Raw genomic sequence first — 11400 nt, forward strand, 5'->3', positions numbered from 1 at the left:
TTTATCCTGTGCTGTTATTGCACATGGTGCAACTGCCCGTCGCACATAAGAAAAACCTAGCTATCAGGCAAGCTAGGTTTCACTGGTTCAGTATATTTATATATTATCCAAAGCAAATCTAAATCTTTTTATAAAAACTAGAATCTATTTGGTTTATTTCCTCCCACAACTTATGGCAAATGTCCGTAATATCTCCCAATGCAACTACATCAAAATCCACTTCTATTTCAACATGAAATTCATTGATTAATATGAGGTTTGCGTCTTCATTTTTATGATAGACTAGCTCGTTGAAGGGAAAGGTTTTAAGCGTGGTGCCCATTACGATAATCAAATCTGCCTGTTTTACTTCTTCAATGGATTGCTTCTGATAATGCACTTCGTCACCAAAAAAGACTACATTTGGTCTTAAAATTGCCCCACATCGGCATCTTGGTAAACCATTTGCAGTAAAAACATTTACTAATTTGTACGATGAATTGCAAGAAGGGCAAATGCATTCAAATATATTTCCGTGGTATTCCACCACCTTTTTACTTCCAGCCTTTTGGTGAAGACCATCAACATTTTGTGTTACTATAGTCACTTCTTTGTTCAACTGTTTTTCAAGCCATACAAAAAAAAGATGGTCGTCATTTGTTGATATTGCTTTGATTGTTGTAGCTAATGATTCGTGGCTATGGATAGGGGTAAAATTATGAAGTAAATGTTTCATGAATATGTAAAAGGAATTCCAAAAGCTTTCCGGTTCGTTTGCGAATACTTTATTATTTAAATCTGCCATAGTAAAGGGGTCTTTCTTCCATAGACTCTCTTCTACTTTTTTATAATCTTGGATTCCACTACCGCTACTAATTCCCGATCCAGTCAGTACGACAATCTTTTCAGATGTGGCAATGAATTGAGCGATCTTTTTCAAATCCTTTAGCACGTCATCCATTATAGGTATACTGATTTTTGGAGTAACTTCTGCGGAATAGTACACTTCAAGGTTTTCATATGGATGTTCTACTTCCTTTACCTCAACACTCGCAATACTCGGATCTGTTATTTGCACAACAGCCGGTTCAAATGTACCTACCCTTTCTTTTGCATCAAGACCCACTATTGCGTTCTCCACTTCCCTTAAAACTAAATTGGAGAGCTGTGCATAAAATCCTCCATCTTTATTAAAAACAGGAGTTTTCCAGTAAGCACTAGTAAAGGGTGGAAGTTCTTTATTGGTGTTGATGATTGTTGTTTCTAAAGGTGGGAATAGGCTTCTAGAGGCTTCTGCATTCCGCGCACCATACTTATAAATAACCTCCCATGTCTCACTGTAACTAAGGCCAACAATTTCGTCTTCAATATGGTTTCTTACAAAGAACCCAGAAGTATTTGTGTACCCTGGAATATGGATGGTTCCTATAATTTCATATGGATTCCCACTGTTTACCAATATTCCTTTTACTATATTCCAACTCGATCCAGGCTTTAGGTCCTTTTGCTCTAGCATTTTTTCACATAAAATAAACGTCCCAAATTTATTTTTATAGTGAGAATTTAATATTTTATAATTTCCATCTTCACTTGGAACAATTTCGCCTTCTACAAAATTCTTTCGATAAAAATCGTCTAATACTTTTAGAACGCTTCTGTTCAAATAGCTTGCCTCCCCTTTGTCTGTTAGCTAATATCCCAGAATTAGTTGAAACGCTTGTTCACAACCAATAGGCAACATACATTCTAATATATTCTCAAAATGGGAATATAGAAGCTTTTGTTGCTAATTGTTTGAAAAATGAAAAGTACCTAGTACTAAAACAGTTCTCCATTTTGCGAACGTTTAGTACTAGGCACCATTCTTACGTATTCTATTTTTTCGTGACACTTTTACGGGATCTTCGAAAATACTGTCACTATTCCATTTTGCAAGAATCTTATATTATTGAAGTTCAATCTTTCTAACTTCTTATTTCATTTAGCAGTTTAGCGTATTCCTTAAGTAGTGGCTCATCAATTAATGTATGAGAGAATTTTGCAGGTATATTTTCATACCCCACCTCTAACCCTTTTAATCCCCCTGCAATTGCAGCTACTGTATCGCTATCATGTCCCATATTTGTAGCTCCAACCACAACTTCTTCTAAGGTTGCACTATTTAATAGCCAGTACAATACCCATTTCATAGTATGAACAACATAGCCATCAGGCGGGCAATTAGGCTCGTTTGCATAATCCGATTCATATCTTGTATTTTTAATCTCTGAGTGAATTGCAGAGTAAAGGAATTCCCCTTCAAGTAGTTGCCTTGCAATACGATTGTATATGACACATGCCTCCGCAGCTTCGTCATCGTAATGTGTCATTTTTGAAAGAGCAATTGTAAGTTCTTCAATTTTCGATGGATCTGTATAGGCTAGTGCAATGGGTAAGCATCTCATTAATGTACCGTTCCCCGCACTCTTTCCGTCTAAAAAATCATGTACTTTTTTTGCTGTTTGAAACCAATCCCCATCATAGTATTCAAACACTGTCCGAATGGTAATGCCTACGTCAACGGGGTCAGTATCATACCAATCTAAAAACTGCTTTCCAATTTCCTCAAAAGGATCCACCCAGTTCTCCAAAATTCCTCTAGCAACAGCTAATGTCATAGCTGTGTCATCGGTCGTTTCCCCTTTTTCCACTCCCCAAATTCCACCACCGACAATCTCTGTTACCCTTCCATATTCATTTTCAATTTCTTCTTTTGTCATAAATTCTGTTGTAGCACCAAGTGCATCACCAATGGCTAAACCAAACAACCCACCTTGGATTTTATCTAGCATCATCTGCAACTCTCCAGTCTGTTTATTCGATTGGACATTAGCCTAATTTTTGAGAAATTTGTTCAGTCTTAAACGGTTATGGCTAATGTACTTAAGCTACTTTTTAGTTTCTAAATACTTTTGCAACTCCACTTCTACATCTTCATGAAATTGCTCAATCGTACATCCAGTTACCTCTAATGTTGCCGTCAAAATTTCTGCTAATCCCTTTTCCATTTGAAAATCAGGATTTTCAGATTTACTAATGGCCGCAGTAGTAACAACCACATAATAAGCTTCTGCACCTTTACTTAAGCAGCTTTCACAATATGCTAGACTCACAGGTGCAATTCTTGAAGCAAACACACCCTTTGCGATATTTTCACCACAAACATTACATATTTTCTCCATTATCAAACTACTCTCCTCAATTCACTCGTATTATTTAAGTTCTTTTCACTTTAAAATTGGAGATCATAAATCTTTATGTTATTACTTTATAACTATGATTTTATTATATTCTGTTTAAAGTTTTCATAGAATTGACTTTTACTAATTGTTTTATGTTCATGATATAGATGGTGCTAATTGAATCATAAGAGGGATTTAGCTTCGCGAACGACTCCCCTTTATTTCCTTCCACTTAATACCTCAGCCCAAAACTATACCTTAATATGGAAAAATATTATAGACAACGAACTATGCATTACTTTAAACTAATGACAAATCGTTATTAAAAAAGCAAGGTGAATATTACACAACTTAGTCACGCTTTCTTATCAAATCTATTAGTCTTTTTTTTCTCAACCTAAACATCCCTACTGAAATAGTCTAGCAGTAAGGATTCTGGTAAAATTTTATACGAAAGTAGGAAAATCACGTGTTAATTGGTTTCTTCGTATTGATAGGAATACTTTTACTAGGATTGTGTTATGAACAAATTTCGAGGCGGAATGATGCAAGAAGACCACTTCCCGGACAATTGTTGGATGTCGGTGGCTATCCTTTACACATTACTGAGCGTGGGGAAAGCGGATCTACAATTGTTTTAATTCATGGTGCAGGGGATAGTTCCTATTCGTGGATCCATATTCAAAGAGAATTATCCAAGTATGCTAGAGTCATTACTTACGACCGCGCAGGTATGGGTTCTAGTGGTAACGGTCCCATTCCTATTCCAAAAAATACAGTCAATGAACTAAATACACTACTACAAAATTCCGGAGCACAAGGGCCCTATATAATTGTTGGGCATTCCTTAGGCGGCCTAATTGCACGCCTTTATGCATTGAAATATCCTAAACAAGTAGCAGGTCTAGTATTTTTGGATTCGACTCATGAGTTTTTAAAAGATGATACTAAATTTAAACAAGGTTTTGGATTCATTGGGTTTATGTTGAAAATTTTAAGAGTCCTGTCTCCATTTGGCATCCCTAGATTCTTTGGGAATGTTTTTAACCTTCTTCCTATGTATGGAAATGAACAAAAGTATTATAAAAGTCAAATTCACCCTGAGGAATACAAACAGTGGAAAGGGATCGTGTATCGAATACTTGCAGGAAAAACTGCTGGATTGGAATTTAAAGGAGCATGGGCACACTTGGATGAAGCTGCCAAGCAACTAAATAATAGTTCAGTGAAACCCCAATTTGGAGATCTCCCTATCGCCGTCCTAAATAACCCGGGATTTGGAGAACAATGGACAGAAATGCAGAAGGAGCTTGCAACTCGCTCGACCAACCATATCCACATGACAAGTGATCGGAAAGGTCATAGTCTACAAATGCCACGACCAGAGTATGTAATTGACGTGGTTCAACACGTTATGAAGCAAGTGCAGAAACGTAACAGTCGAACGCTTGCCGATTCTTATTATTCATCTTCCAAGGTTTAATTTATTGCTTTTATCATTTTAAAAGAACCCATCCATGAGTAAATTCACGGATGGGTTTCATATTATTAGAATCTATCATTAGTTTACTAATTAAATTTTCGTCAAAACAATTCCAAGTAATGCAGTGAGCACTCCAAAAACTTGATATACCTTGAGTCTTTCTTTATAAAGCCAACAGCTGCCTAAAACAACGACTAAACAACTTAAACTAACGATTGGAAATACAATACTTGCCACACCAGTATTCAGCGCAAAAAAGTAACTACTATAACCTATCACACTGATACAACCAATAATTGTTCCTAATTTAAGCTCAGTTGGCTGCCATTTTTCCTTTTTAATTAAACTATTAATTATTAAATAGGACGCACCGCCTGCATACATACAGACAAGTGTATTGATTGAATCGATATTCAACTGAGATGAAGTTTTCATTAGCACACCAAGCGTACCAAATGAACCAATAGACAATAAAATATGTGCCATCCACGGTTTATAATCGATTTTTACTCCCCCCGTTGCAGGTGTATACTGGATCACAGCTGCAGAAGCAAGCATCACAACAATACCAATCCATTGAATTAATGTAATGTGCTCGTGAAAAATTAATGCTGCACTTAGTATTGGAATTACCGTATTCATACTTATAATCGGTGACGTAATACTACCTGGCCCTTTTTCAAATGCCTTTGACATTTGAATATTACCATTGGCATTCAATATTCCGATGATTGCACCTAGTACAATCGTTAATGCATTGAACGCTGCAAACCCTTTAACTAATCCAAAACCAAGCATGATTAAAAACGCGGTTAAATTAAACATAAACTGCAAATGAACTTTTGAAAGTCCCGTCCCTGATGTTGCTTTAAAAATCATATTATTAACTCCAAAGCACAACATCGTCACCACTGCTGCTACAATCCACATTTCTATCCTTCTCTCTCTAATGATAGAGATATTTTAATATAGATTCTAAATATTGCAAATGTTTTTCTAATTTCATATAAAAAAGACGCATGAAAGCGACTATTTACCGCTATAAAATAGAAAGTTAAAGTTCTTCTAAAATGCTTGATTTAAACATTCACTTCATCCATTAAAAATATTAGAAATCATAGATTGCAACGATTCCGGTAGCATTTGATAAAATAACCCTTCAAACTTTAAATCAAGTAATCCTGCAATGATCACAATAATTATTACGATGATAATTAGTATCTTTTTATTAAATCTATTCAAGTATTTTCCTCCTACGAAAGTTCAATAACTTCTTATTGTACATAAAGAATATCATGTATAACTACAAACCCTCTAGAATATTTATTTTATAGAAAAGAGGTGTCTTAAGCGAAAAAAATAGTGATGAATTTAGTATTAAAAATGTTATTTTATCCTTCCCCTAAGTTAACGATTAGTAAGGAAGAAGAAATCCGATTTAATCATTTATATGAAATAGCATTGCAAACGCCAGACAAACTAATTCACTATACTATCCCTATCCCTAAATATAAATTTTTATATTATTTGGCTATGAAAAAACCTATTATCTTTCACGGATCCAATAATAAAACTATCGATTGTTTTGAACCAGGTGACCAGACTCAATATAACGGCAAGCTAGTAAATGCGGTTTTTGCAACAAAAGATCCTATATGGCCCGTTTTCTTTGCCACCTTACAAAAGGAAAAAATTATTGGAGACATTCGAAATGCTTCCCTCTCTGCCGATAGAGATAAAGCATTTCATTTTTACTCCTTAACTAAGGAAACTTTAGCAAATCAACCATGGGATTCAGGAATGATTTATATTCTACCTAAAGAGCCATTTAACTATTTAGGTGAAGGTTCAATTCAATTTAATGAGTGGATTAGTAATGATCCTGTCCTTCCTCTTGCCAAACTAAAGGTTAACCCAAGTGACTTCTTTTTCTATAATAAAGTCGCAACCCACCGTGCTGGTGAATCTATTCTAAAATCATGGTTACTTTACAAACTACGCACAAGGTAAAAGGTGCTAGATACACAGTTCTTTACTTTGTGTATCTAGCACCTATTTTCACTACATTATTCTGGTAAAGCGATAACTAAATGCCTATGGAATATAAAAAAATTGGGACAGGGTGCTGACCCCTGTCCCTTTTTCTATTATTGAGCTGTGTAGCCACCATCAACTGTTAATACATTACCTGTCATGAATGAAGAATCGTCTGAAGCCATGAATAATACAGCTTTCGCCATTTCCTCAGCTTGTCCAAGACGTTTCATTGGTGTCATGCTACGTAATACTTCTTTACTTTCTTCTGGAATAATTGGAGTATCAATGAAACCTGGTGCTAATGCATTAATACGAATGTTTTTCTCTGCATACTCAAGTGCTAATGAACGTGTTAAGTTAATAACCCCTGCTTTTGCAGCGTTATAAGCAGCTGAACCTGGTGAACCAACCCAACCGTACATTGAAGCAGTGTTCACGATTACTCCGCCGTCTGCTTTTAAGAATTCACGAAGTGCTTCACGAGCAACTAAGAATACGCCATCTAAGTCTACGTTTACTGTGTTGCGCCATTCTGAGTATTCAAGATCGTGTGAAGAATGCACACGTCCAATTCCAGCATTGTTGAATACTACGTCTACTTTTCCAAATGTTTCAACTGTTTGTTTAAATAGACTTGCTACTTCTTCTTCACTCGTAATGTTAGTTTTTACGAATAATGCTTCATGACCTTTTGCTTTTAGTTCTGCTTCAAATGCTTTCCCTTTTTCTTCGTTTAAGTCTACAAGTACCACTTTTGCCCCTTCTTGAGCGAAAAGACTTGCAGTTGCTGCACCAATACCAGATGCTCCGCCTGTAATAATTGCTACTTTATTATGTAATTTTGACATTATAAAAATCCTCCCCGATAAAAATATTGTCTTTTAGATCCAATAAATCTAGAGGCTAATCTAGAATCATCATATCTATTAAATAGAAATGAAATTGGTTGAATCTACTATAATAGTATAATGTTTTGTAAACGTTTTCAAATATTTAGCTCATAATTTTAAATAATTCGAAATACTACTAGGTTATTACTTTTTACTAAAATATTATGATTTTAATAACATAAGAACTGTGAAGAAACCTAATTACATAGACTGTAAAAGTCTATTTCAGCGATTGTATTTTTAGTTCGAACAACAAAAAGCAGCACGAATGAAGCAATACTTCACTCACACTGCCTTATCTCCTTTAACTCGGAATCGCTGATAACTTCCTCAAACCAGCAGCGATTAACCCATACAGCACCGCAACAATTAGTGCAATCACACCACATAATGACCAGAATGACTGATCACCAAGAAAACGAAATACCGGTTCATACCATCTTAGCGCGATAGCTAAAAGCGGAATAAATGCCATCAAACCTATAAACGTATACCCACCAACCATCCCAAATTGGAAAAAGATATAGTTTAACAATAGACCACTCACTAAGAAGAAGAACAAAATCACAAAATCAAACAAAAATATTAAATGAAAAGGTAATGTTGAATCCATGAAATACATCGGATGAAAAACCGTAAAGTAATCAATTGCTAAAACCTTATTGATAAAGAAAATACCTTGATGAAGACTTGCAGTAAAGATCGCCGTAACTAAGCTCCAAACCATAAAGAACAATCCAGTCATACCGGCATACTGCAAGCGACTAATCCCAAATCTTATGAAATAGGAAAATGTATTCGTCAACCATTTAGAGCCCATAATTGCGAAAAACACATACACAGGAATAGATACCATTAGGTAAACCGTAAAACCATCGACAAGGGTTACTACCATGAAAAATGAAAATAATACAATGGCTAATAAAATGGTCCAAAAAATGAGATTCTGCTTTTTATAGCTTTGGTAAAATACGTAAAAGCTTCCCTTGACTAGATTCATAGCGCATACCCTTCTTTCTGCTGTTTGCTCAAGTAAACGAGTAAATCTTGCAGTGACACACGTTCCGATTTCACATCTTCGTTATTTAACAGTGAGTCCTTTAAATAAAGCACAGCCATTTTTTCATTCATAAATGTCTGTTCATAGATCACATCATGGCCAGCTGCGGCATTTTCCACTTCTTCCGAAGAACCCCTAATTGCAAGGATTGTTTCATCCCAAGCCAAGTAATCCTTTTGTAATAGAAGTTCTCCTTCATTTAAAATGAGTACTTCATCAAATAAGTTACTCACTTCATCAATTAGATGGGTGGATAAAATGAATAAACGTGGCTCCATTTCCTGTTCTTCAATTAACAAATCATAAAATTTGCTACGTGCTGCTACATCGAGCCCAATATACGGTTCATCAAAAATTGTTATTGGTGCACGACTTGCGAGTCCCGTAATAATGCCTAAGGCTGACCCCATCCCTTTGGATAGACTTTTCACTTTTGCTTTTAATGGAAGTGCAAAGACTTTCACCAGCTTTTTCGCAAGTTCTTCATCCCAATTCGGATAAAAATATCCATTAGCTTTTAATGATTGTTGGACAGTCATTTCCATTTGAAAATTCCCTGTTTCCGCAATAAAACAAATATCTTTTAAAACAGATGCAGTGTTAAATACTGGCATACCATTCACTTTAAGTTCTCCGCTTGATGTAGGTAGTATTCCTGATAACATATTTAGAAAAGTTGTTTTCCCTGCCCCGTTATGTCCTAAAAATCCTACAATTTTTGGTCCTTCCATCGTAAAGCTCACATTGTTTAACGCCACTTTGTTTTTATATTTTTTTGTTACATTGCTCACTTGGATTTTCATCAAGTTACCCCTTTATAACATTTTTCGTAAATCATCTTCGTTAATCCCTAGACGTCTTGCCTCAGCCTTTAATGGTTCAATATATTGTCGGGAAAAGTGTTCCTTGCGCTCTTTTACTAAAATCTCGCGCGCATCTTCACTAACAAACATACCTACACCTCTTTTTTTATAAATAACCCCCTTATCCACTAGTTCATTTACTCCTTTCCCCGCAGTTGCAGGGTTAATTTGATATTCCTTTGCAAATTCATTCGTCGATGGAACCCGATCCTCTGGTTGTAAAACACCATCCAATATTGCTTCTTCTATGCGCTCACGAATTTGTTGGAAAATTGGTTTTTGGTCCGATAATGAATGCTTCACAGCGTTTCCTCCAAATTTAAGTTCACTCTAAGTTGCTTGGTTAATTACTTGTGTAACTAACCATATAACATAGGGTAAATATTGTCAACAATAAATACAAAAAATCACCACACAAAAAATGTGTGATGATTTTTTAGCTATATCTTTTTAGTTTTAGTTGTTTTGAACGTTATAAACGACGAACACTTCAACCATTTTTCCAGATACTTTTGTCCATAAAACGCATCCTACTTAAACCAACTAGCCATCCCTTTTGTACATTCGATTAATCAATCAAAACATCCGCTTAACATTCTTCTCATATGTACTCAAAAAATCTCATACACTACATTCCTTTTACGCCTTTAAGAATCCTCTCAACCTCAGTAGCATCCACTCTTTTCGCATCCCACGAATATCCTTCTTCGGTTGCCTTCAGTCGATTTTTGTCTCGCAGTTTAATAGTCATCATACTGTCTTTTTCACCAGTAATATATTGCACCCGTACTTTATATTCGTCATTTATAGCTTCTACGGAATAAATCCCTTCAACAAAAAAAGCGGCATTTTTTTCTACATAGCTATAACTTCCGTCGGCTCTTAAGAGCATATACATGTCATCATATTCTCTCCAATACCATGCGCCGATTAAATCTTCCGCTGACGTTACTCTGTCAGGATTAGCTTCTTCGAAAGACTGTCCGTACTCTGGGACATTTACCGAAAACAGTCCACCATTTTCTTCATCGATGATCAATTCACCACTATTGCTGAAATATCTTTCATCTTCTACATAGTTTGGTTGTTTCGTAACAGGTAATGCAATTAACACTCCCCAGTGATTCCCTACATACCAGTTCGGATCTTGCTCTCTCATTTGATAGAGTTCTAGCGTAAAACCAACATTACCTGTTGTACCATCGTCCGCAGCAGTTGCCTTTACATTTCCTTCAATCCACACTTTTCTCATGTCCCCCATCGGCTTATCATAATCCGCAACATTGAAAACATTTGTGTCTGAAGTAATTCGATTATTTGTGATTTCCCAATCGCTCAAACCAACTTGCTTCGCCATTTCATGTTCAACCAACAGCCGCGCAATCACAAGAGGATCGGATTCATTAATCACTAAATCATCATTAATCATAGCAGCCACGCCTGAATCTTTACCTTTCGACCCTGGAGTACCTTCTGTGTCTTTGCTTTGCTCCTTGCTACCTATTTCGACTTGGCTGTTATCCGTTGCAGTTTCCCCAGCAACAGGTACTATACCTTTCGTTTCTGACGGTGTGACAAACCCGGCAATAATAAAAGCAGCCCCAAGCACCAGTAAAGCAATTATGCCTCCACTAATTTTACCCGAGTCTTTTATAAGTTTGTCCATTAGAACTATCAAGGCAACCAACAGCGCTACTGCCCCAATTCCTAAAAATATTAAGTTTAAATCTGCCATTATTGAAGACTCCTTCTGTCACAATTATTACTATCTTTGTATAATTTTACAGTAATTCTATTATTTATACTATGTACTAAAGTAATAATCGAGTAGGAGACTAGCCATTATTTGGCTAGTCGACCTCTCACA

The 11400-nt window shown here is 35.9% G+C and carries 12 protein-coding genes; 2 read left to right on the forward strand and 10 right to left on the reverse strand.

Annotated features, from left to right (window positions below; genetic code table 11):
* Positions 1-118 precede the first annotated feature (118 nt).
* The 3 genes from CD29_RS18825 to CD29_RS18835 form a co-directional block, all read right to left on the reverse strand.
* Positions 119-1642, reverse strand: coding sequence for an SIR2 family NAD-dependent protein deacylase (locus CD29_RS18825; protein WP_036190448.1), 1524 nt, complete (start codon positions 1640-1642; stop codon positions 119-121).
* 301 nt (positions 1643-1943) lie between these two features.
* The gene (locus CD29_RS18830) at positions 1944-2813 is read right to left on the reverse strand and encodes an ADP-ribosylglycohydrolase family protein (protein WP_328286500.1); all 870 of its coding nucleotides are present in this window, start codon (positions 2811-2813) and stop codon (positions 1944-1946) included.
* A 93-nt stretch (positions 2814-2906) separates the two neighbouring features.
* Positions 2907-3200, reverse strand: coding sequence for a hypothetical protein (locus CD29_RS18835; RefSeq protein ID WP_036190451.1), 294 nt, complete (start codon positions 3198-3200; stop codon positions 2907-2909).
* Between the two features lie 469 nt (positions 3201-3669).
* On the opposite strand from CD29_RS18835, the gene CD29_RS19825 reads away from it, so the two are divergent.
* Positions 3670-4683 carry an alpha/beta fold hydrolase gene (locus CD29_RS19825; RefSeq protein ID WP_052124258.1) on the forward strand — a complete coding sequence of 338 codons (1014 nt, stop codon included), beginning with the start codon at positions 3670-3672 and terminating at the stop codon, positions 4681-4683.
* Between the two features lie 90 nt (positions 4684-4773).
* On the opposite strand, the gene CD29_RS18845 is transcribed toward CD29_RS19825, so the two are convergent.
* Complete coding sequence (locus CD29_RS18845; RefSeq protein ID WP_036190454.1) at positions 4774-5613, reverse strand: EamA family transporter; 840 nt, start codon at positions 5611-5613, stop codon at positions 4774-4776.
* Between the two features lie 162 nt (positions 5614-5775).
* Positions 5776-5925 carry a hypothetical protein gene (locus CD29_RS20560; protein ID WP_169716209.1) on the reverse strand — a complete coding sequence of 50 codons (150 nt, stop codon included), beginning with the start codon at positions 5923-5925 and terminating at the stop codon, positions 5776-5778.
* A gap of 123 nt (positions 5926-6048) precedes the next feature.
* On the opposite strand from CD29_RS20560, the gene CD29_RS18850 reads away from it, so the two are divergent.
* Positions 6049-6693 carry a hypothetical protein gene (locus tag CD29_RS18850; protein WP_052124259.1) on the forward strand — a complete coding sequence of 215 codons (645 nt, stop codon included), beginning with the start codon at positions 6049-6051 and terminating at the stop codon, positions 6691-6693.
* A 137-nt stretch (positions 6694-6830) separates the two neighbouring features.
* Here CD29_RS18850 and CD29_RS18855 read toward each other — a convergent pair whose 3' ends face one another.
* From CD29_RS18855 to CD29_RS18875, 5 genes are all read right to left on the reverse strand, one after another.
* On the reverse strand, positions 6831-7568 hold the full coding sequence (locus CD29_RS18855) for an SDR family NAD(P)-dependent oxidoreductase (RefSeq protein WP_036190460.1): 738 nt from the start codon (positions 7566-7568) through the stop codon (positions 6831-6833).
* Positions 7569-7914: 346 nt separating this feature from the next.
* Complete coding sequence (locus CD29_RS18860; RefSeq protein ID WP_036190463.1) at positions 7915-8610, reverse strand: hypothetical protein; 696 nt, start codon at positions 8608-8610, stop codon at positions 7915-7917.
* On the reverse strand, positions 8607-9473 hold the full coding sequence (locus CD29_RS18865) for an ABC transporter ATP-binding protein (protein WP_036190466.1): 867 nt from the start codon (positions 9471-9473) through the stop codon (positions 8607-8609). The genes CD29_RS18860 and CD29_RS18865 overlap by 4 nt, the downstream gene beginning before the upstream one ends.
* A gap of 12 nt (positions 9474-9485) precedes the next feature.
* On the reverse strand, positions 9486-9836 hold the full coding sequence (locus CD29_RS18870; RefSeq protein ID WP_036190468.1) for a GntR family transcriptional regulator: 351 nt from the start codon (positions 9834-9836) through the stop codon (positions 9486-9488).
* Positions 9837-10161: 325 nt separating this feature from the next.
* Positions 10162-11268, reverse strand: a complete 1107-nt coding sequence (locus CD29_RS18875; RefSeq protein ID WP_036190470.1) for a hypothetical protein — start codon at positions 11266-11268, stop codon at positions 10162-10164.
* Positions 11269-11400: the final 132 nt, after the last annotated feature.

The sequence above is a fragment of the Ureibacillus manganicus DSM 26584 genome (assembly GCF_000772945.1).
Taxonomy (GTDB): Bacteria; Bacillota; Bacilli; order Bacillales_A; family Planococcaceae; genus Ureibacillus; species Ureibacillus manganicus.